Annotated in this window: 18 protein-coding genes; 15 read left to right on the top strand and 3 right to left on the bottom strand. The window is 42.2% G+C overall.

All coding sequences use genetic code 11. The annotated features are described in order from the left end of the window. Nucleotides 1–66: 66 nt before the first annotated feature. The 12 genes from NZ583_01160 to NZ583_01105 all read left to right on the top strand — a co-directional run bounded on the left by NZ583_01160 (nucleotide 67) and on the right by NZ583_01105 (nucleotide 12,519). Nucleotides 67–1,188, top strand: a complete 1,122-nt coding sequence (locus NZ583_01160) for an ABC transporter substrate-binding protein (protein MCS7280227.1) — start codon at nucleotides 67–69, stop codon at nucleotides 1,186–1,188. After that, entirely contained in the window at nucleotides 1,189–2,079 is an 891-nt protein-coding gene (locus NZ583_01155; protein MCS7280226.1) for a branched-chain amino acid ABC transporter permease, read from the top strand. Further along, nucleotides 2,076–3,014, top strand: a complete 939-nt coding sequence (locus NZ583_01150) for a branched-chain amino acid ABC transporter permease (protein ID MCS7280225.1) — start codon at nucleotides 2,076–2,078, stop codon at nucleotides 3,012–3,014. Before NZ583_01155 ends, NZ583_01150 begins: the two co-directional genes overlap by 4 nt. Further along, complete coding sequence (locus tag NZ583_01145; protein ID MCS7280224.1) at nucleotides 3,011–3,781, top strand: ABC transporter ATP-binding protein; 771 nt, start codon at nucleotides 3,011–3,013, stop codon at nucleotides 3,779–3,781. Before NZ583_01150 ends, NZ583_01145 begins: the two co-directional genes overlap by 4 nt. Further along, entirely contained in the window at nucleotides 3,774–4,481 is a 708-nt protein-coding gene (locus tag NZ583_01140; GenBank protein ID MCS7280223.1) for an ABC transporter ATP-binding protein, read from the top strand. The genes NZ583_01145 and NZ583_01140 overlap by 8 nt, the downstream gene beginning before the upstream one ends. Then, a complete protein-coding gene (locus NZ583_01135) occupies nucleotides 4,478–6,979 on the top strand; it encodes an alpha-amylase family glycosyl hydrolase (GenBank protein ID MCS7280222.1) in 2,502 nt (833 codons plus the stop codon). The genes NZ583_01140 and NZ583_01135 overlap by 4 nt, the downstream gene beginning before the upstream one ends. A gap of 227 nt (nucleotides 6,980–7,206) precedes the next feature. Then, nucleotides 7,207–8,115, top strand: coding sequence for a hypothetical protein (locus NZ583_01130; GenBank protein ID MCS7280221.1), 909 nt, complete (start codon nucleotides 7,207–7,209; stop codon nucleotides 8,113–8,115). A 1-nt stretch (nucleotide 8,116) separates the two neighbouring features. Continuing rightward, the gene (locus NZ583_01125) at nucleotides 8,117–8,329 is read left to right on the top strand and encodes a hypothetical protein (protein MCS7280220.1); all 213 of its coding nucleotides are present in this window, start codon (nucleotides 8,117–8,119) and stop codon (nucleotides 8,327–8,329) included. Between the two features lie 71 nt (nucleotides 8,330–8,400). Continuing rightward, nucleotides 8,401–10,041 (top strand): ATP-binding protein, encoded by a 1,641-nt coding sequence (locus NZ583_01120; protein MCS7280219.1) that lies wholly within the window; start codon nucleotides 8,401–8,403, stop codon nucleotides 10,039–10,041. A gap of 13 nt (nucleotides 10,042–10,054) precedes the next feature. After that, the gene (locus NZ583_01115; GenBank protein MCS7280218.1) at nucleotides 10,055–11,401 is read left to right on the top strand and encodes a sigma-54 dependent transcriptional regulator; all 1,347 of its coding nucleotides are present in this window, start codon (nucleotides 10,055–10,057) and stop codon (nucleotides 11,399–11,401) included. A gap of 14 nt (nucleotides 11,402–11,415) precedes the next feature. Continuing rightward, complete coding sequence (locus tag NZ583_01110) at nucleotides 11,416–12,051, top strand: cytochrome c family protein (protein ID MCS7280217.1); 636 nt, start codon at nucleotides 11,416–11,418, stop codon at nucleotides 12,049–12,051. 237 nt (nucleotides 12,052–12,288) lie between these two features. Beyond that, nucleotides 12,289–12,519, top strand: coding sequence for a hypothetical protein (locus NZ583_01105; protein MCS7280216.1), 231 nt, complete (start codon nucleotides 12,289–12,291; stop codon nucleotides 12,517–12,519). Between the two features lie 6 nt (nucleotides 12,520–12,525). Here the strand turns inward: NZ583_01105 and NZ583_01100 are convergent, their stop codons facing one another. Beyond that, nucleotides 12,526–15,192: a bifunctional acetate--CoA ligase family protein/GNAT family N-acetyltransferase gene (locus NZ583_01100; GenBank protein ID MCS7280215.1), complete on the bottom strand. Its 2,667-nt coding sequence runs from the start codon at nucleotides 15,190–15,192 to the stop codon at nucleotides 12,526–12,528. Nucleotides 15,193–15,305: 113 nt separating this feature from the next. On the opposite strand from NZ583_01100, the gene nrdD reads away from it, so the two are divergent. From nrdD to NZ583_01085, 3 genes are read left to right on the top strand one after another with little or no spacing between them, the layout of a single operon-like run. Beyond that, nucleotides 15,306–17,390, top strand: coding sequence for an anaerobic ribonucleoside-triphosphate reductase (nrdD, locus tag NZ583_01095; GenBank protein ID MCS7280214.1), 2,085 nt, complete (start codon nucleotides 15,306–15,308; stop codon nucleotides 17,388–17,390). 12 nt (nucleotides 17,391–17,402) lie between these two features. After that, complete coding sequence (locus NZ583_01090; protein ID MCS7280213.1) at nucleotides 17,403–17,666, top strand: glutaredoxin family protein; 264 nt, start codon at nucleotides 17,403–17,405, stop codon at nucleotides 17,664–17,666. 7 nt (nucleotides 17,667–17,673) lie between these two features. Further along, nucleotides 17,674–18,345: an anaerobic ribonucleoside-triphosphate reductase activating protein gene (locus NZ583_01085; protein ID MCS7280212.1), complete on the top strand. Its 672-nt coding sequence runs from the start codon at nucleotides 17,674–17,676 to the stop codon at nucleotides 18,343–18,345. A 3-nt stretch (nucleotides 18,346–18,348) separates the two neighbouring features. Here the strand turns inward: NZ583_01085 and rpoD are convergent, their stop codons facing one another. Then, nucleotides 18,349–19,860, bottom strand: coding sequence for an RNA polymerase sigma factor RpoD (gene rpoD / locus NZ583_01080; protein ID MCS7280211.1), 1,512 nt, complete (start codon nucleotides 19,858–19,860; stop codon nucleotides 18,349–18,351). A 173-nt stretch (nucleotides 19,861–20,033) separates the two neighbouring features. After that, nucleotides 20,034–21,272: an ABC transporter substrate-binding protein gene (locus NZ583_01075; protein MCS7280210.1), complete on the bottom strand. Its 1,239-nt coding sequence runs from the start codon at nucleotides 21,270–21,272 to the stop codon at nucleotides 20,034–20,036.

The following is a 21,272-nucleotide window of genomic DNA, read 5'->3' as shown; positions in this document are numbered from 1 at the left end:
ACTTTACACTGACACCAAGTTTAATTTATCCTTAAATTCAAACAAAAAACCAAAAAGGAGGTACGGATGAAATCTTTAAGGTTTGCCATTCTTTTAATTTTTTTAATTTCGGCTTTTGCGTATGCTAAAGAGACTGTCAAAATCGGTCTTATAGCGCCCCTTACAGGAGACGTAAAAACTTTCGGCGAATCGGCAAGGAATGGTTTTATGCTTGCTTGCGAAGAATACAAAGAGAAGGGAAAGTATAGGCTTGAAACCCAAATAGCTGACGACAAGAACGATCCGACCGAGGGAACCAACGCAGCATTAAAGCTCATAACTCAAGACAAGGTCCGAGGCATTGTTGGTCCATTAACATCCAAGGTTGCTATCCCTGTAAGTGAGGTTGCTAACAATAACAGAGTTCCGATGGTAACCGGAACTGCCACTAACCCTAAAGTCACTGTTCAGGACGGAAAGAGAAAGCCTTACGTTTTCCGCGCCTGTTTTATTGATCCTTTCCAAGGGAGTGTGGCCGCAACCTTCGCCCTCAACGAACTAAAAGCTAAGCAGGCGGCAGTCCTTTACGATGTTGGGAACGATTACTCGAAGGGGCTTGCGGAATTTTTCAGCGAAAAATTTAAGAAAGGAGGCGGAAAAATTGTAGCCTACGAATCCTACCAAAAAGATGACGTCGATTTTTCCGCCCTTATCACGAAGATCGCACTGAAAAAGCCTGACGTCATATTCCTTCCCGATTACTACAACAAGGTGGGTCTTATCGCAAAGCAGATAAGGGAAAAGGGTCTTAAATCAGTCCTCATAGGTGGAGATGGTTGGGACTCCCCCGAGCTTTTAAAGATAGCGAAGGATGCGATAGTGGGGGGTTATTTTACAAATCACTACTCTCCCGAGAGGAAGGACCCTGTTGCAGAAAAGTTCATAAAGAAATATAAAGAGAAGCATAACACTGTTCCGGACGCCCTTGCCGCTTTAACCTACGACGCTACTTCTATCCTTCTTAAAGCCATAGACAGTGCCAAAAGTTTAGAGGGAGAAGAGATTAGAAAGGCACTGGTTGCTATGAAGAACTTTGACGGTGTAACGGGAAGGATAAATTTTGATAAAAATGGAGACGCCGTGAAATCCGTAGTTATCCTTAAAATAGAAAAAGACAGGATCCAGTACGTAACAACGATTAATCCCTAAATGGAAACGCTTCTCTACATCCTTGATCAGTGTGTAAACGGGCTTCAGCTCGGCTCCGTTTACGCACTGATCGCTTTGGGCTACACGATGGTCTACGGGGTTCTAAGGCTCATAAATTTTGCGCATGGTGACGTTTTTATGGTTGGAGCGTTTACCGGCTATTTTTTGCTGGCGAAGACAAAGATCCCGCTTTTTTTAGTCTTTTTCATCACCATGCTTGTAACGTCAATTCTAGGTTATTCGATTGAAAAGATAGCCTATAAACCTTTAAGAAATGCTCCGAGAATCTCTCTACTTATCACAGCTGTTGGTGTTTCCCTTTTTCTTGAGTATTTTTTAAGTCTTAAGCAGATGTTCGGACCTGACTATATCGCCTTTCCAAGGCCTTTCGAGGTGAAGGCCTATAACTTAAAAATCGTAAGTATCACGAACGTCCAGGTAACGATTTTTTTTACCACGTTTTTGTCCCTGGTTGCTCTTTACATCCTTGTTTATAAAACAAAATATGGGCGAGCTATGAGGGCCATCTCAGAGGACAGAGAAGTAGCCTCCATTATGGGTATAGATGTGGATAGGATAATCTCTTTTACGTTTGTTGTGGGTGCATCTCTTGCGGGAATCGGAGGCATCTTATATGGGATCGCCTATCCCCAGATAAACGTTTTCATGGGAATTATGCCCGGAATAAAATCCTTTATAGCAGCAGTATTAGGAGGAATAGGAGCGATCCATGGCGCAGTCCTCGGTGGACTGGTGATAGGAGTATCTGAGGTTTTTGTTTCTGCCTTCATATCGTCGACTTTGAGGGATGCGTTCATTTTCCTCATTCTTATTTTTGTCCTTCTTATAAGGCCCAACGGGTTTTTCGGAAGAATCGTGGAAAAAGTATGAAACTTTTCAGCGAGGCAAAAAGTACATTAGTTAAAATTATCGTAATATACGCGTCTTTAAAGCTTCTTTTTCTCACCGGATGGGTCAGCCCATACATTCAGCAGATAATCATTTACGCCACAATAGTTATGATTGCAGCCCAAGGTCTTAATGTTATTTACGGATATACGGGCCAATTCTCGCTAGGACATGCGGCCTTTTATGGAATAGGCGGATATGTGAGTGCCTTTATTACTAAGTCATTGAGCATCGACGGATCGTTATATTTTATCCCAATCGTCATCATTTCTGGTCTTGTAAGTGGAGCATGTGCTTGTCTTATAGGCATACCCATATTGAGGCTTAAAGAGGATTTTTTAGCAATTGCCACTTTGGGTTTTGGAACACTCGTTAGAGTACTCCTTGATAATTCCGACAGGGTTATAGAAGTTTTGGGAGGATCGAGAGGGTTCTCTGGGATTCCAAAATTGACCACTCTGGAAATATCGTTCTTTTTTGCCACAGTTTTACATATTATGACCCGCAATCTAGTCAGTTCTTCATACGGCCTTTTCTTAAAATCGATAAAGGAGGATGAGCTTGCCTCCCTATCTTTGGGGATCAATACTCCCAGGATGAAGTTACTCGCTTTCACATACGGGTGCTTTCTTGCGGGATGCGGAGGTGCGCTTTATGCGAATCTTTACTGTTTTCTCCATCCTTCCAATTTTGACATTCTAAGATCGATCGATTTTCTCATGATAGTGATAATAGGAGGGATGGGAAGCATAAATGGAACGGTATACGTTTCACTTCTTTGGGTCGGTTTCATAGAAGGACTGAGGATAATCCTTCCTGACGAAGTACTTGAGCTTAGATGGGTGTTCATACCGATTTTTCTTATCCTGATAATGATGTTTAGACCTCAGGGTATTTTAGGAAAAAAATACGGATGAACATCCTTGAAGTTGTCAATGTTAAAAAGAGTTTCGGAGGGTTAAGGGCTGTGGATAGGGTGAGCTTCTCCGTAAAGAAAGGAGAAGTATTTGGAATAATGGGTCCCAACGGAGCCGGAAAGACTACGCTTTTTAACTTGATAACGGGGATTTATAGAGCAGAGGAAGGTTCAATCAAGTTCAAGGGCTTAGAACTTGGAGGGCTTAAACCGTATGCAATTGCGCGTCTTGGAATTTCAAGAACATTCCAAAATTTGAGGCTTTTTAAAAATTTAACTGTCTATGAAAACGTTTCACTAGGGGCATTCGCCAAAAGCAATTACAGTCTTTTCTCCGCCCTTTTTAGAACATACTCGTATTTGAAAAAAGAGAAAGAGGCTGAAAAGAAAGTAGATGAAATTTTGGATTTCTTCGGTCTACTCAAAAAAAAAGATACGATTGCGTCAAGCCTTCCATATGGCGAGCAGAGAAAGCTAGAGCTAGCAAGGGCACTGATCACTGAACCGGAGCTTATTTTAGCAGATGAACCTGGTGCGGGAATGAACCCGAAAGAGATTTCTGATCTCAGTAAACTCCTTCTAGAGATTAGAGATAGATACTCTCTCACGATCATTATTATTGAGCACCAGATGGACTTGTTGATGAGAATATCGGAAAGGATCATGGTTATGGATTTCGGTGAGAAAATCATGGAGGGTAAACCCGAAGAGGTAAGGAGGGATAGAAGGGTTATAGAAGCATATCTTGGAAGAAACTTCGATGCTTGAGGTAAAAAAAATAGAAGTCTACTATGAAGTCATAAAAGCCATAGATCAGCTCTCGATAAGTGTTGGGAGGTTGGAGACGGTAGCCATAATAGGCGCAAACGGTGCGGGAAAGACAACCCTTTTGAGAACCATCGCCGGACTAATAAAGCCAAAAACTGGTGACATAACATTTGAAGGAAAAAGCATAGTCAATTTAAAACCCTATGAGATCGTAAAGAGGGGAATAGTTATGGTCCCCGAGGGAAGAAGAGTGTTTTCCAATCTGACGGTCTTCGAAAATCTCGATCTCGGTGGTTATCTCATTAAAGACAAAAAGAAAAAGTCAGAGCTTTTGGAAATCGTCCTTACCACTTTTCCTAGACTAAGAGAGAGACTTAAACAACTCGCAGGGACACTCTCAGGAGGGGAACAACAGATGCTTGCCATTGGGAGGGCCCTTATGGGTTCTCCTAAGGTCCTTTTACTTGACGAACCGTCGATGGGGCTCTCCCCCGTTATAACAGAAGAGATATTCTCGCTCCTAAAAAAGATACAAAGGGAAAGTGAAATCTCTATAGTTTTGGTAGAACAGAACGCTCACATTGCGCTAGATGTTTCTAAAAGGGTCTATATTTTAGAAAACGGAAGGGTCTTCATGGAAGGAGTATCCTCGGAATTAAAAACTAATCCAAAAGTTGTGGAAGCTTATCTAGGTTTATGAGAGAATTTCACATTTCGAAAAAGATGCGCGATCTTTTACGTTTTGACAGGCAACTTTATTCTCTTTCTGGAAATATAGTCTTTGCTGATCTTTCAGCGACCAAGAATTTCGTTTATGAATACAACGAAAAAACAAAAAAGAACCTCAAGCCTGGCCATGTCTTTACGGTCGGAGTGATTGTTGAAGTTCTCCATTATGTAATCTCGCTTTATAGAAAAGATGTGAAGGAGACTGTATTCGAGGAACTTTATCATTTTCTTGTGGAAAAACTGGGAAAGACAGTCATTGAGCATCTTTTTTCTCTTTTTGTCCGTGAGTTTCCTCCGTCTCCGGTATACCTTGGTGACATTACGGAAAAGGAATATTTAGAAGGATTAAAGATCGATCCAAAAAAAAGAGAGCTTATCCTTGAAGAGATTCTCGTTCTTTGGCTCGAAAACATAAATCCTGCCTTTTCTTTCCTGAGTGATTTTATAAGCGATGAGATATTAAAAAGGGAAAGCGAGTATCTCAAAGTTATAAAAGAGACCAAAGACTTTTTCGACAATCAGGAACCGTTCGGTCCATTAAAACAAAACCTTCTACAGATGCTTTTAAGTCCGATCGATCACGAACCTCACTCACTGGATGGACAAATAGGTTACATAGTGAAAAACTGGGGATACCTTTTAGGGGACCTTCTCCTCAAGCTGAAAAAAGGTAGCGACTCTGTAAAAGAAGAGAAGGTTTTCTTCTTTTTGGAACCGAAAAAGCACGATGTATACGATTATACCCATCTATTGGAAGAGGCAGAACTCATCCCAGAACCAGAATGGATGGAAAGTCTTGTTTTGGTTGCGAAGCATACCCACGTTTGGCTTTCCCAGCTTTCCAAAAAATACGGTAGACCAATTGAGAGAGTCGATCAGATTCCGGAGGAAGAACTTCTCCTTATGAGAGAGAGGGGCATAAATGGGATCTGGCTTATCGGTATCTGGGAAAGAAGCATTGCTTCCAAGATGATAAAGAACCTTTGCGGAAACAAAGAGGCTATTGCGTCCGCATATTCCATATACGATTACGTTGTAGCAAAGGACTTAGGGGGTGAGTCTGCCTACGAGGATTTAAAAAGGAAAGCGGAAAAGCACGGGATAAAACTTGGATGTGATATGGTGCCCAACCATATGGGTATTTACTCAAAATGGATGGTGGAGAAGCCGAAGTGGTTTATCTATAGATACGACAATCCGTATCCTTGGTACAGATTCTCCCTTCACAATCTTTCATTAGACCCTGGCCTCGAAATATTCATAGAGGACCACTACTATGACAGAACAGATGCGGCAGTCGTATGTAAAAGAGTAGACAAAGCCACAGGCGAAGTGGTCTACATCTACCACGGTAACGATGGAACAGGGATGCCATGGAACGACACAATACAACTCAACTACCTGATACCAGATGTAAGGGATGCGGTTTTGGGATTGATAGTTGAGATTGCAAAAAAATTCCCCATTATCAGATTTGATGCCGCCATGACTTTAACAAAAATGCACTACCAGAGGCTATGGTTTCCGGAACCCGGAAAGGGCGGTGCAATCCCCACAAGGGCTGAGTTTGCCATGACAAAGGAGGAATTCGACAAGTATATGCCTTCCGAGTTCTGGAAGGATGTAGTCAAAAAAGTAAAAGAGGAAAGTCCAGAGACATTACTCATAGCTGAGGCTTTTTGGCTTCTCGAAGGTTTTTTTATAAAGGAATTAGGAATGGATCGAGTTTACAACAGTGCCTTTATGAACATGTTGAGAGATGAAGAAAATGCAAAGTATAGACAGATCATAAAGAACACTTTGAAATTCGATCCAGAAATTTTGAAACGTTTTGTTAACTTTATGACGAATCCGGATGAGAAAACAGCATACGAGCAGTTTGGCCTAAACGATAAGTATTTCGGTGTCTGTACTATGATGGTTTCTCTTCCAGGTCTTCCTATGTTCGGGCATGGCCAGATAGAAGGGTTTAAAGAGAAATACGGGATGGAGTTCAAAAGACCCTATCTTGATGAGGAAGAAAACGAAGCCTTTGTAAAAAGGCACGAAAGGGAAATATTCTTCATTCTTAAGAATAGACAACTCTTCTCAAGTACGAAAAACTTCTTTTTTTACGATTTCGTCAAAGATGACGGAAGCATAGACGAAGATGTCTTTGTGTATTCCAACTCGAGAGGGGATAAAACTGCACTAGTTATCTACCATAACAAAAACAAAGTCACATCGGGCTGGATAAGGAGTTCTGTTCCCAAAAAAGTCAAGAAAACTTCAGGTAAGGTAGATCTTCTCAAAGTTAAAATCTCTGACGCACTTGGGATTTCAAAGAGAAAAGGTCTTTATACCGTGCTTAGGGACGAGAGAAAAAATTTAGAGTACCGGTATTCAACTGAAGAGTTGATAAATAAGGGTCTACACATAAGACTTGGACCTTACGAATGTTTGGTCTTCACTGACATAGGCCACAGTTAATTTTCCGAAACAAAAAAGAACAGTTTACTTACTCACGTAAACCTTATCGATGCTGAAAAAATAGACTGTGATGAATATTTATACACCTTTCAATTCTCAACTGACAAGAAACAAAAAAATCTGTCTATAAGTTCCACACGAAGAAAAAGTGTCCTTGTCCTATTTTCTCCTCAAAAAAGGCTAATTGAATCCGGCATATTCCTTGCAGCTAAAAATTACAGGAGGGCATGAAAGTGAGAGACAAGGAATTAAAAGCAAAAACGACAAGATGTCCGCTCTTAAGAGACGAGAAAGTTATTTACTGCAAGAACTTCCCCCTAAGAAAGATGTTGCCTGTGGAGAGGATCTCAGAAACTGAAAACTTCTGCCTCAAAGAGAAACACAAAGAATGTCCATTCTTTGATAGAGAGAAGATGAATCTCGAAAGAGACTCAAACATCTGTCCCTTTGTGGGTTTTGAGGTAATAAGTTTCTGTGTGGCCTATCCTCTAAAGAAGATAGCCGCAAACCACCTTATGGCTTCACCGTGCAATACAGGTGGTTATGAGTCCTGCCCAGTGTACACAAGAATGGCCGGCAAGGACACAAAACGGACTTTAATCAGGTATAAGGGCTTTCTAATCGATGAGGCAAAAAGATACTTGCAAAATCACATCTGGGTTGAAAAGGAGGATGGTGTTTTCCGTCTCGGTGTAGATGACTTCGCGCAGTACATCCTCGGTGATGTAAGTCAAGTCCTCACAAGGGAAAAAGGTGACAGGATTCAAGCGGGTGAATGGCTAGTTCGGTTCAAGCTAAAGGAGGGAGTATTTGAAGTTCCCACACCGGTTGCCGGGCAGGTTTTAGGGGTCAACGAGAGGCTTTATGAATTTCCAAACATGATAAATCTGGATCCTTACGGATACGGATGGATCTTGGAGGTAAAAATAGAAGGCGATCTTGAAATTCTAGATGCGGAAGGGATGAAAAGGATCCTCGACAGACACATAGGAGAGTTACGGCAGTTGCTTGGAGAAGGTAGTTTAAGAACGATGGTCGACGGAGGAGAGCTCACCAAGGACTTAAGGGCTCGAATAGTGGAGAAGGACAGGATAAAAGAGATAGTTGGAAGATTCCTTAAAGGAAAGGAGGTTTAACATGAACCCCTTCGTAGTAATGATACTTTCTTTGGCTGTCTTTGGAATAGCTTATTTGTTCGTCGTGATACTACCACTTGCGGGTGTTTTTGTAGGTTTGTCTAAATTTGCATTAAGGGAAGAAGTAAAACCTGTATTTGCCAATTTGGAAGGTGTGAGGTTTGAAGAGGCACTCGGTTTTACGATGGCCGATGGTGGAGAACCAAAATCCTAGGTGAGAAACTAGAGGAGAACAAAAGCAGGTCATTGAAATGGGCCTTAGCTCTATGGTATAAATCTCGAAGATTGGTAAATTCCATAAGAAGAATCCAGAGATACTTTTTCATAAAAAGTCTTGGATTTAGGCTTGCCTTCTGGGTAGCCCTTATAGCCGTTCTGGTAATAGGGGTCTTCACATACATCAATATTAAAACCCAAGAGCGGGAGATGGTCGATCAGGCCATTCTTGGAGCAAAGCAGTTAAGCGAAACCCTCACGAAAAGTTTAAAATTCGACATGCTCCATAACTACCGCGAAGCGATCTATTACTCGATTGAGACGGTCGGACACCAAGAAGGTATAAAGAAGGTTAGGATTTTCAACAAAGAAGGAAAGATAATGTTCTCCTCTGACAAGGATGAGATAGGGAAAATGGTGGCTAAAGAGGCTGAGGCTTGCTATGTGTGCCATCAGGCAGGTCAGCCCCTAGAAAGGCTAGATACACCTAAAAGGACGAGGATATTCCAGGTAGACGGTGAGAGGAGTTTAGGCATCATAAACCCTATTTATAACGAGCCTGAATGTTACAATGCCTCTTGCCACTACCATCCCCCCGGACAGAAGGTTTTGGGGGTTCTAGATATAGTCCTTTCCATCGAAAACACCCATAGAAAGATCGAGGAAGCCAAAAGAAAGTTTCTCTTTTTTGGTGTTGTCACGATATTTGCCATTTCTACGATTATCATTGGCGCCATCTTTAGAAGCGTTAATCGGCCGGTAAAAGAGCTCGTAAAAGCAACAAGAAAGATAGCGGAAGGGGACTTCAACTGTGAAATTCCGGTAAGGAGTTACGATGAGATTGGAGAACTCGCACTCTCATTCAGGAAGATGACAGAAAGGCTAAAAAAAGCAGATGAGGAAATTAAGGAACTTATCCGTACTTTGGAAGAGAAGGTTGAAGAGAGGACGAAAGAGTTAAAGGCTGCACAGTTACAGATCATTCAATCGGAAAAGCTCGCCTCAATAGGAAAACTCTCAGCTACTATAGCCCACGAGATAAACAATCCTTTAAACGGGATTCTAACGTACACTAAGCTTATCGAGAAAAGACTCGCAAGGGATGGACTCTCTCAAGAGGAGATACAGAAAATAAAAGGATACCTCACGACGATGATTAGAGAGACAGAGAGGTGTAGCTCCATTGTTAGAAATTTGCTTGATTTTGCAAGACAGAGGGAACCTTCCTTAAAGTTTGACGTAAATCTTAACAATATTGTCGATGATTCCCTCAATTTCCTTTCTAACCAAATCTCATTGCAGAACATAGAAGTTGTTAAAGAGTACTCCGACATTCCACTTATCACAGCTGACCCACAACAGATGCGGCAGGTCCTTATGAATATTTTGATGAACGCATGCGAGGCTATGCCACAAGGTGGTAGGCTGAAAGTCAGAACCGGTTTTTTAGCGGAGGAGGAGAAGGTCTTCATCGAGGTCGAAGATACGGGAGTTGGTATTGAAAAGGAGCTTCTGGACAAGATTTTTGACCCATTCTTTACCACAAAAGAGAAAGGGACTGGACTTGGCCTTTCTGTAGTTTATGGGATCGTAAATGCCCATAAAGGCAATCTGAACGTTGAAAGTAAAAAGGGAGAAGGAACTAAAGTCACGGTAAAACTACCCGTAAGACTTGAGAAGGAACAGAAAGAACAAAGAGCGGAAGCTTAATACGAGGTAAAGGATGGACAAGGATATCAGCATTTTGGTTGTGGACGACGAAGAAATAGTTAGGGAATCTCTAAAGGAGTGGCTTCTTGATGATGGTTATAAGGTGGATACTGCGGAGGATGGATTTCAGGCGTTGGCCAAGATGAGGGAAAAGCCCTACGATATAGCCATAATAGACCTCAAGATGCCCAAGATGGATGGGCTAGAGCTTATGGAAAGAATGAAAGAGGTCACTCCGGAAACCAAAGTAATAATGATCACAGCCTATGCCACTGTTCATACGGCTGTACAGGCCATAAAAATGGGAGCCTATGACTACCTTGTAAAACCTTGTAACCCGGAGGAGATCTCTCTTTTGATTCAGAGACTTATAGAGAGCCAAAGTCTGGTAAAAGAGGTGACCTACCTCCGGAAGAGGTTGGAAGAGCAGTACAGGTTCCATGATCTTGTAAGTAAAAGCCATAAGATGCAAAAGATCTTTGAATTTGCAAAGACCATAGCCAATAGCAGTTCCAACGTGTTAATCCTTGGCGAGAGCGGGACAGGGAAGGAACTTTTAGCCAGAGCTATACACAACGAAGGACCAAGGGCGAAATACCCTTTTGTGGCTGTCTCATGTGTTGCGTTGCCCGAGACACTCCTAGAAAGTGAACTTTTCGGCCATGAGAAAGGGGCGTTTACCGACGCCATTGCGCAAAAGAAGGGAAAGTTCGAAATTGCTGACAAGGGTACCATATTTTTGGACGAAATAGGGGACATAAGCCCTAAACTCCAATTGAGCTTACTTAGGGTAATCCAGGAAAAAGAGATAGTAAGGGTCGGAGGTGAAAAACCTATAAAACTCGACGTGAGAATAATTGCTGCAACAAATAGGGACCTAAAAAAGCTCGTTCACGAGGGAAAGTTTAGAGAAGACCTATACTATAGACTTAACGTGATAACGATTGAGATTCCTCCACTTAGGGAAAGAAAGGAGGACATTCCCGTACTTGTCAACCATTTTATTGAAAAGTTTAACGTGGAGCTCAAAAAGAACGTGCAGAAAGTTTCTGAGGACGCAATGAAGATGCTAGTTAAGTACAACTGGCCAGGAAATGTAAGAGAATTAGAGAACGTGATCGAAAGGGCGATGGTCGTTTGTAAGGACAACATAATAAGAAAGGAAGATATAGGGGTTTTGGATAAGGATGAAGAGTATTTCAACCTTCCTGACAAAACGTTGAGGTCCGTTGAAAGGGAGCATATTTTGAGGGTTCTTAAGGAAAACGACTGGAATATCCAGAGATCGGCAGAGATTTTGGGGATAGACAGGGCGACTCTTTATAACAAGATAAAGAAGTATAATCTGAAACAATCCTAAAGTTGGAGGTGGCGATGAGAAGGTCTTTCTTTGGAATCGTATTGGTTCTCCTCGTTGTGGGTGTATTAATTGGTTATGCTCAAGACATAATTCGGATCGACAAAATCGCAAAAGTCTACCCACCGGTAAAATTCACACACGACAAACACATGGAGATAGCTGAAGGAGACTGTAAAAAGTGCCACCATTTCAGTGGGGACAAAACGCCTCCGTGTACCGCATGCCATACGAAGGATGGTAAGGGAAATATAAAGATTGCCTTAAGAGAGGCTTATCACGGGCTCTGTATAAAGTGCCATAAAGAGATGGCTGGACCTACAACGTGTAAAGAATGCCATGGTTCTCCTGTAAAGAAATACGATGTTCTTACACTTTCTCAACTTTCTAAGCTTTACAATCCAGTCTCTTTTCCCCACGGAAAGCACATAAATATCGTCCAAGGGTGTAAAGAGTGCCATCACAAAGACGAGGGTATAACCTATAACTGTACTCCTTGCCATCCGGCGAAGGACATATACAAGTACGAAGGTGCTAAAGTATCTGTGGGACTAAAAGGTGCTTACCACGGCTTGTGTTTGTCCTGCCATAAGAAGGCTGGCAAGGGTCCCCTAAAGTGTACTGCCTGCCACGAAAAAAAGGCAAAAAAGTAGGAACTTACAAGATGGGAGAGGAGTATTAACTCCTTTCCCTCCAGAGAACTGAAAAATTAGACGATGTTGAAATATTCTACACGTTTAAACGCCGAGTAGTTTTGATTTTTGCCTTTTTGTGCAGAATAATTCAACAAACCATTAGTAAATTTGCCTTCTGAATTTCCAGAAAGGATTGAAAATCGAGCAAATAAAATTGGCATGGTTATTGCTTTTTTTCTTTAGGAGGTGATAGATATGTTAAGCACAATGGTAATACTGGGTTTTGCGGTTTTGGTTTTAGCGGTAGCGTACGTTTTTATTGTGGGTATTCCCCTTTTTGGAATAATCAAAGGTGGAATAAAGATTCTGAGGGAGAGACATTTAGCAAGAAGAGTTGGAAAAGAAGAGGTCATCGTTTTTGACAGGCGGCTCGGTTTTACTATGGCTGATGGGGGAGAAAAAAAGAAGGATGAGAAAGAAAAATAGAGAACCTTACGTGAGCTTAACTGTGATGAGGCATAAATTATCCGGCAAAGGCTCAATCTTAAAGCCCATCTTTTTTGCGAGGTTTAACATCTTCTTATTCGTCGACATGACGTAAGCGTAGACCTCGGTTAATTTTTTTTCCTCTGCGACTCTAAGAAGCATATCCATCAATCGAAGTCCGAGACCTTTTCTTTGGAATTCGTCATGGACGATAACAGCACATTCCCCTCTTTCATAGTCTGGATCCACAATGAGCCTCCCTATACCAATGATCCTCCTTTTGTTATTCTGCGAAATTTCTGCCACTATTGCCATTTCCCTATCATAATCGATGTGGCAGAATTTGATTAACATCTCCCTGCTTATATCCTTTAGCACAGTAAAGAATCTTCCCCTTAGGGTTTCTTCGGACACACTAAGGAGCATCTCTCTTTCTAGTGGCTCGTCTTCCGGTTTTATAGGCCTCAAAGTTACTCTTGTTCCGTCTTTGAGCGTCGTCTGGACCACATATCTTGTGGGATAGGGAGCGATGATAAGATGAGTATTTGCCTGATGGCCATTGATAGCAGTCTCGTCGAGAACGATTCGTGCATCTAGGGCGTACGCTTTACCATCGGAGATGGCAAGGGGATTTATGTCCATCTCAAGAATCTCTGGAAACTGCGTTACAAGATTAGAAAAGCTCACTATTATCGTTTCGAGTTGTTCGATATCTGCCGGGGGCTTATCCCCATAACCATGTAGCATCTTGTATACTTGGGTATCTTCAATCAGTCTTTTTGCTAACGTCTGGTTTAGCGGGGGAAGGCCGATTGAGAAATCCCTAAATACTTTAATCCCAACACCGCTCATCCCAAAGATGATTATAGAGCCAAACTCCGGATCCTTCTTTACTCCAAGCATGAGTTCGTAGTCTATTTTTTCAACCATCTTCTGGATAGCCACCCCTCTTATTCTAGCGTCTGGATGGACCTGTTTCATCCTTTGCAGGATCTTTTCGTACGAAATGCGAAGTTCTGATTCAGAGTTTATATCTACTATAACACCTCCAAAGTCGGCCCTGTGAATTGTATCCGGGGACGAAACTTTTATAACGACGGGAAACCCTATGTCTTTCGCATACATCAAAGCTTCCTCTATAGAGTTTGCCAAATACGTCCTTAGCGTTGGAATTCCAAAACACTCCAAAAACTTTTGAGACTCTTCATCTGTTAGGACGGTTACGCCCTCTTTCAAGAACTGTCTTATCGTTATTTTTAGGTTGAATGACGGGGGTATCTCATCAACGGATAGGTCCTTCGGCGTTTCATAAAGGGATCTTAAGTTTTTTTCGTATCTGTGCATGTAGAGGTAAGTTCTTACAGCCTCTTCCGGTGTGTCATAGGTCGGGATATTACTTTTCAGAAGGATATCCTTTATTTCCTTGTTTTCTCCACAAAAAAAACAGACGATCACAGGCTTCGAGGTGTTTTTTAAACTCTCTGAAATGGCTTTGGCAAAAGACGTGGAATCTATATGATACTGCGGTGCATATATAAGCAGAATCCCGTCCGCATTCTTCTCTTTAAGACAGAGCTCCAAGGCCCGTCTATACCTAAATTCGTCCGCATCCCTTAAAAGATCCACAAAAAGACCCCTTTGCACCCACGGTCCCACTTCGTCTCTGAGTCTCATATGAATTTCCTCTGATATAATTGCTGGTTCGCCACCGAGGTCCTTTAAAGCATCAAGGGCCATCAACCCGGATCCAGATGTATTTGTAAGGACAAGCAACCGGGGACCGGAGGGAAGCCTCTTTGAGTGTAAAACAGCGGCAAGGTTAAATAGATCTCTTGCCTCCTTAACTCGTAATATCCCGAGTCTTTTGAAGACGGCATCGTATATCTTTTCCCTCTCAAGAACGGACGAAGTGTATGTGCGAGGATTTTTACACTCCTCTTGAGTCTTTCTTGGTTTCAGGACGATGATAGGCTTATTTTTTGCGAATCCTCGTGCGGCACTTACAAATCTCTTCACATTGCCAATTTTCTCTTCCATGTAGATGACTATACTTCGGGTATACTGGTCCTCTCCAAGGAAATCTATCATTTCACCGAAATCCACATCTATCATCGACCCTAGGGAGGCAAAAACAGAAAACCCAATGTTTGACTGGATACCCCACTTGAGAAATGCGTAAGACATCCCTGTACTTTGAGTGATGAAAGCAACTCCACCTTTTTCTGGCATCATGTTAAATATGGAAGTATTAAGACCGATAGATGGTCTTATGATACCCAAACAGTTCGGTCCGATTATCCTTATTCCGTACCTCTTGCTAATCTCTACCAACTGGTTTTCAATAACAGTTTCTTTTGGCTTTTCTGCGTGATCTGAGGATGAGATGATAATGGCTCCGGCGACTCCAAGCCTGCCACACTCCTCAACTACCCTAGGTAAGGTGTCGAAGGGTGTCGCAATTATTGCTAAATCGACATTTTCTGTGACATCTTGTAATCTTTTTGCGCAAGGGATTCCCAATAGCTCCTTTTTTCTTGGATTTACAGGAATTACGACGCGCCCTTTCGAGTTTAGCAGGTTCTGTAATGCGATACTTCCCGGAGCGTTTTCCCTGTCTGTTGCACCGACCACGAGAATAGTTTTGGGATCTAGTATCCTCCTTAAATGTCCCATAATAATCCCCAACTACTCATGCAGAAACCTATTAATCTCCCTTGACAATTTCTGACACATATTCTATATTTTGTTTGATATTTCGATAAATTGCCATATTTAGTGGAGGTAAAATGGAGACTACAGATATCACCCTGTTTGTAAGAACTTCAGAGGAGACTATCTCTAACTGGAATAGGTCAAAGATTGTCGAAGCACTTTTAAGAGAGACGTCAATAGACGAAACGAAAGCAGAAGAGATAAGCAAAGAGGTTGAGAGCATTGTGAGAAGATCCGGTATAAAGTTTATCACAGCTCCACTCATCCGGGAAATAGTAAACGCAAAGCTAATAGAGAAGGGATTAGAGAATGTGAGAAAGATGCACACGAGACTCGGTATGCCGATATACGACGTGGGAAATCTAATTTTACATCCAAATAAGGAGAATGCGAACGTTCCACACGGACCTGAAGCAACGAACCTTACACTTGCGGAAAGGATAAAGAAGGAATATGCGCTCCTTGCTGTTTTTTCACAGGAAGTAGCCGACGCCCACATGAATGGGGATATCCATATTCACGATCTTGGCTTCATCGATAGACCATACTGCAGTGGTCAATCAGTGGAGTATATAAAGAAGTTCGGACTCAACTTCCCGCACACTTTGTCCATGGCTAAACCCGCAAAGCATCCTGAAGTCCTTCTTGCCCACCTTATCAAATTTTCCGCAGCATTGCAGAGCAATTTTGCAGGAGCTATAGGTTGGGATGCAGTAAATGTTTTTTTTGCGCCTTATCTTGTTGGAATGTCTGATCGCGAACTTAAACAGCTTGCGCAGATGCTAGTTTTTGAGTTTTCACAGCAGGCTGTGGCAAGAGGGGGTCAAGCCATATTCTCAGATATAAACCTATATTGGGAGATTCCCAAGCACTTTGAAGATACACCAGCAATCGGACCGGGCGGAGAGTTTACTGGGAAGACATATAAAGAGTACGAAAAGGAAGCACAGAGGTTTGTCTTGAAACTATTTGAGGTTTACAAAGAAGGAGACGGTTCAGGCAGACCCTTCTTCTTTCCGAAACCGATAGTTCACATAACCGAGAAGTTTTTCAAAACGGACGGACACATGGATTTTCTATACCTCATATGCGATGTGGCTGCAGACAAGGGAAACACCTATTTTGTCTTTGACAGAGGTGAGACTGCAAAGATCTCTGAATGCTGCAGATTGAGTTTTAAGCTTGATGAGAGAGATCTCGAAGACGCAAAAATGCCGTGGAGAATGAGGTACTGTGCTTTACAGAACGTTTCCATAAACCTTCCTAGAATAGCTTATTTGGCAAAGGGGAATGATGAGAAGCTCTTCGATCTTCTAACCCAGAGGTTTATGCTTGCCGTTCGAGCACATAAAGAAAAGAGGAACTTTTTAGAAAAGCTTCTATCCCTCGGAGAAGACGGCCCTCTCTCCCTTCTCACTATGAAAAGGGACGGAATGCCATATCTCAGATTCAACATAGCATCCCATCTCGTCGGGATGGTGGGGCTCAATGAGATGGTGCAGGTCCATCTTGGAGAGCAGCTGCATGAGTCAAAAAGGGCTCTTAAGTTCGGTTTAAAAGTGATAGCCCACATGAAGCTACTCGCCGAAAAATTTAGTAAAAAGGAGGGCATGAGAATACTTCTTGAGCAGACACCGGCTGAAAGCACAAGTTACAGATTTGCAAGACTCGATCTTAAGGATTTTTCACCGATTTCAGGCAGGGTCGTAAAAGGGAACGTAGCTTGTGGCATGGTGTATTATACAAACTCGACTCATCTTAATGTGAGTGCGAGGATAAGTCCAATAGAAAGGGTAACGTCAGAAGGTATATTTCATCCGCTCATAGAAGCTGGCTCCATCTCCCATGTGTGGTTGGGAGAATCACAGCCCTCAAAAGAGGCTATAGCAGATTTTGTTATAAAGACCTTTAGGTACACAAAAAATGATCAGATAGCCTTTTCTCCTGAATTTACAACGTGTAATTCCTGCTTAAGAACGTTAAGAGGATTAAGGACGAGATGTTCTTATTGTGGATCAGAAGATGTGGAAGGGATAACGAGGATAACGGGGTATTTCACAAAGATAAGTAGCTGGAACAAAGGTAAGCTTGGAGAATTAGCGGACAGATATAGGAATGAAGAATTCTTCGGCGAGTCAAAAAACGTTTCTTTTGGATAAAGGAGGGAAGGTATGGGAAAGATAAAGATCTTTTATAAGAATGGCTGTCCCCAATGCAGTGAGACAGTAAGACTCAAAAGGTACCTTACTCAAGAGAGAATACCATTCGAGGAGTACGATATAGAAACCGCAGAAGGGCTAGCAGAGGCTGCATTTTATGGAGTTTTTTCTGTACCATCAATAGTGATCGAAAGTAAAGAAGAAAATGGAATAAAAAAGTGGCTCGGTTCTGTGCCTTCTTTTTCGGAGGTCATACGTGCTGTCAAAAATCTGTAATTTACCTGTGAAAGGATTTTTAGATACCAGTTTTATCGATTGGGATGGCTACATGTGCGCCGTCATATTTTTAGGGGGATGCAATTTCAGATGTCCTTTTTGTCACAATAGGGATCTTGTCCTTTTTCCCGGCAAGTTAAGTGACATGCCCCTGAGCTACGTGAGAGGCAGGCTGAAAAGATATCGAAAGTGGATAGACAGAGTGGTTATAACTGGTGGAGAACCGACAATCCATGATGGACTACTGTACCTTTTGCAGATCTTCAAAGAGGACGGGTTTAAGGTGAAGCTTGATACGAACGGATATTTGACAGAGGTTATAAAAAACGTTGTTGAGCGGGGTCTTATAGACTCTATTTCGATGGATATCAAGGGACCGATAGACAGATACGAGAAATGGTGCGGGTTATCTATTGAAAAGAAACGAATTGAAAGGACAGTCGAGTTCCTAAAAAGCTCACCGATAGACTATGAATTTCGTATAACCTTTGTTCCTTCATTCCACGAAGAAGAAGACATATATGAGGTTGCCAGGTTCTTAAAGGGAGCAAAGGTTCTTAAGGTTCAGGGATTTAGACCCAAAGACACAATAGATCCATCATTTATGCAGATTGTCCCCGCAAGCAGAGAGAAACTCGAAAATATTAGGAAAAAGGTCAGAGAGATTTTGGAAGGTTAAAGATCACTCAAGAAAACTCTCGAGTCTTTTCCTTCTGGATGGATGTTTTAGTTTTCTTAGAGCTTTTGCCTCTATTTGGCGGATGCGCTCCCTTGTTAATCCGAAAACCTCACCGACTTCTTCTAAAGTATAATCGGTTTTCTCTCCTATACCCAGCCTCATACGGATCACCTTCTCCTCTCTTGGAGTTAGCGTCGCAAGGACCTTGTCAATCTCTTCCTTTAGAGATATCTTTATGAGTTCATTTAAGGGGGAAGGAGATTTCGGGTCCGCTATGAAATCACCGAGCTTGGAATCATCGTCTCCTATCGGAGTTTCTATAGAGATCGGTTCGTTGGATACACGCATAATTTTACGAACTTTCTCAACCGGAAGACCTGCTTTTTTGGATATCTCTTCGATTGTTGGTTCACGACCGAGTTCCTGAAATAGTGATATGGTAACCTTGCTTATCTTGTTCATAGTCTCCAAGACATGGACCGGAACCCTTATTGTTCTTGCGTAATCAGCAATGGATCTGGTTATGGCCTGTCTTATCCACCATGTAGAGTAAGTTGAGAACTTGTACCCCTTCTGATAATCGTATTTTTCCGCGGCCTTCATAAGACCCATGTTTCCTTCCTGGACGAGATCTAAGAAAGAAAGACCTCTGTTCAAATACTTCTTAGCTATGTTTATAACGAGCCTTAAATTTGCCTGGATAAGCCTATTTTTGACTTCTTTCAACTCCTTTTCGGTCTTGTTAATTTCGTTGAGAATTTCGCGGGCATTCCTTTTTTCATCTTCGTCCAAGAAGTCTACTTCCTTTTCAATTTTTCTTGTTATATCTTCTATGACCTTTCGAGTAAGGTTGAGACTCGTTAGACTCTCCTCAAACTTGCCCATAAGTTTAGTGAGCTTCTTTTCTAACTGTTTTCTGTTGATACAATTGGGACTTAAGAGCTCCTTTTCGATAAGACTCTTTTTCTCGTAGATACTCTTTATAGTGGTTATGAGGCTTATTGCCCTCTTTTTGTGCTTTTCCTCATCCCTTTTCGTGTAGTTTAGCTCATCAATGTTCTTTAAGACGTCTATTACGCTTATAGTTCCCTTCTTCAGCTGAACTTGCAGATCGTCAAGATGTACAATAGCCTGCGGAATTCGGAATAGGAGGTTCCTTATCTTTCGTTCACCCTCCTCTATCTTTTTTGCGATCTCGTATTCTTCCTCGGGAGTGAGTAGTGAAACTTTTCCTATGTCCTTAAGGTAGGCCCATATTATGTTGTCCGTCTTTTCACCGGAAAGCCTGTCTATATCTTCCCACTCTTTCGTTTCTTCTGCAGGCTCTACCTTTTCCTTGATTGTCTCGGCTATATCTATGTTTGCGGCTGTGATATAATCGAATATGTCCTCGATCTCTTCAGGGGAGTATATATTGTGAGGTAAATAGTCGTTTATTTCATCTGGCGTAAGATAACCCTTTTCTAAACCGATATCGATAAGCTTCTTCAACTCGTCGTAATTTTTAAGCCCCATGGATTCTCCTCGTGAGATTAAAAAAGCCCGTTTAAGGGCTTGGGAGGAAATTTCATTTTTATAGTTTTATAAAACACTTCGTGAGATTTGTCAAGAGTACAATTCTAAACGGCAAATTTTTATGAGCAAAAAGTCACAAGAAAGGGCCTGGTTTGGCCAGGCCCTTTAACATTTCAGAATAGGTGTCTTAAAGGATAAACTCCCACATTTACGATTCTTCCCTTTCTAATCTGATCCACCCTTGCTGCATCGATTCCTTCAACCTTTTCCGGTCCGTAGGTGAGAGGGGTAGGTGTAAGCCCACCTGTGTCCAAATTTTTTATTCTCCAGGCACCCTTTTCTAGAACATCGACAGGTCTTAACTTTTCAAATGGCACAAGTTCCATTGCCAGTCTTACAGCCTCAACCTGAATCATAGCTTCCAAGACCCCTGCCATGTACATGACATGGGTTACCCTTTTTGTCGGACGATACTTGCTTTGAAGCTCATGCAGAAACTTTACGCCTGGAGATGGATCATCCCATGGTGGGAAGCCTCCTGCGACGACAAACCCCTCACCCAGTTCCCCCATTGCGGGAAGAAATACCTGAAGATGGCTAGGGGTCGCCATGGCGAATGTGATTTTGTAATCTAGGTGTGGTCCCATGCCAAGCCTCACCGCTTCTTTTATCGTCGGCTGAGAGCCGGGGTTTATCATGACGCCAAGTGCTAAATCGACTCTGTTCTCTTTTAGCCACATAAGCTGAGTTGTTGGAGGAGCGGTAGGAACGAGTGGCACATACTGCCTACCCACGAATTCGTAACCAATCTTTTTAAGGTAGGCTTCCATTTCGGGAATTTCTATGGACTTACCCATTGGGTTATCCGCGGTAAGATAGGCGACTCTCGGTTTTCTTGTCTCCTTCCAGTTATCCTTAAACCAATCCGCGGCAGCAGCGAGACTGTCCGTGTATATAGGATAGTAGCTCAGTATTGTTCCAGGTTTTGGCTTCATAAGATAAGGACCGGTTGCCATGCTTGTTGCCATCATTCTGTCCTCGTACAGCTTGTCTTTGAGTGCGAGAGCTTGGGGCGAGCCAGATACCCTAAATACCAACATTCCTTTTGCTTTTAGCTCATCGTAAATTGAAAGAGCCTTTGCAGGTTTAAGCTCATCGTCTCTCCAGAGAACCTCAATTGTAATATCTTTGGGCCACGTTTCCTTTCTCCAAGGAGCAAGTCTCTTTGTTTCGTTTACGTATTTTGCATAGTCCTCAAATCCGGCAAGAACGGCTGCCACGTCTTCCGCATAAGCACCCGTCAGAGCGAAAGACCCGCCAATGTAGAGCTTCTTTGCGGCCTGAGAAGGAAAAACGAAAGTGACAAGAATGGCAATTGCGGCTGCAAAAATAAAGAGAAACCTTTTTGTCAT

This window comes from Thermodesulfobacteriota bacterium (genome assembly GCA_025062045.1).
Classification (GTDB): domain Bacteria; phylum Desulfobacterota; class Syntrophorhabdia; order Syntrophorhabdales; family JANXAF01; genus JANXAF01.
The sequence above is the reverse complement of the archived record's forward strand: the minus strand, read 5'-3'. Positions and strand labels throughout refer to the sequence as shown.

Coding starts and splice junctions, on each gene's coding strand:
- NZ583_01110 (MCS7280217.1), top strand. CDS start 11,416: ATGAGAAGGTCTTTCTTTGGAATCGTATTGGTTCTCCTCGTTGTGGGT.
- NZ583_01115 (MCS7280218.1), top strand. CDS start 10,055: ATGGACAAGGATATCAGCATTTTGGTTGTGGACGACGAAGAAATAGTT.
- NZ583_01125 (MCS7280220.1), top strand. CDS start 8,117: ATGAACCCCTTCGTAGTAATGATACTTTCTTTGGCTGTCTTTGGAATA.
- NZ583_01100 (MCS7280215.1), bottom strand. CDS start 15,192: ATGGGACATTTAAGGAGGATACTAGATCCCAAAACTATTCTCGTGGTC.
- NZ583_01155 (MCS7280226.1), top strand. CDS start 1,189: ATGGAAACGCTTCTCTACATCCTTGATCAGTGTGTAAACGGGCTTCAG.
- NZ583_01135 (MCS7280222.1), top strand. CDS start 4,478: ATGAGAGAATTTCACATTTCGAAAAAGATGCGCGATCTTTTACGTTTT.
- NZ583_01160 (MCS7280227.1), top strand. CDS start 67: ATGAAATCTTTAAGGTTTGCCATTCTTTTAATTTTTTTAATTTCGGCT.
- NZ583_01130 (MCS7280221.1), top strand. CDS start 7,207: ATGAAAGTGAGAGACAAGGAATTAAAAGCAAAAACGACAAGATGTCCG.
- rpoD (MCS7280211.1), bottom strand. CDS start 19,860: ATGGGGCTTAAAAATTACGACGAGTTGAAGAAGCTTATCGATATCGGT.
- NZ583_01150 (MCS7280225.1), top strand. CDS start 2,076: ATGAAACTTTTCAGCGAGGCAAAAAGTACATTAGTTAAAATTATCGTA.
- NZ583_01145 (MCS7280224.1), top strand. CDS start 3,011: ATGAACATCCTTGAAGTTGTCAATGTTAAAAAGAGTTTCGGAGGGTTA.
- NZ583_01075 (MCS7280210.1), bottom strand. CDS start 21,272: ATGACAAAAAGGTTTCTCTTTATTTTTGCAGCCGCAATTGCCATTCTT.
- NZ583_01140 (MCS7280223.1), top strand. CDS start 3,774: ATGCTTGAGGTAAAAAAAATAGAAGTCTACTATGAAGTCATAAAAGCC.
- nrdD (MCS7280214.1), top strand. CDS start 15,306: ATGGAGACTACAGATATCACCCTGTTTGTAAGAACTTCAGAGGAGACT.
- NZ583_01090 (MCS7280213.1), top strand. CDS start 17,403: ATGGGAAAGATAAAGATCTTTTATAAGAATGGCTGTCCCCAATGCAGT.
- NZ583_01105 (MCS7280216.1), top strand. CDS start 12,289: ATGTTAAGCACAATGGTAATACTGGGTTTTGCGGTTTTGGTTTTAGCG.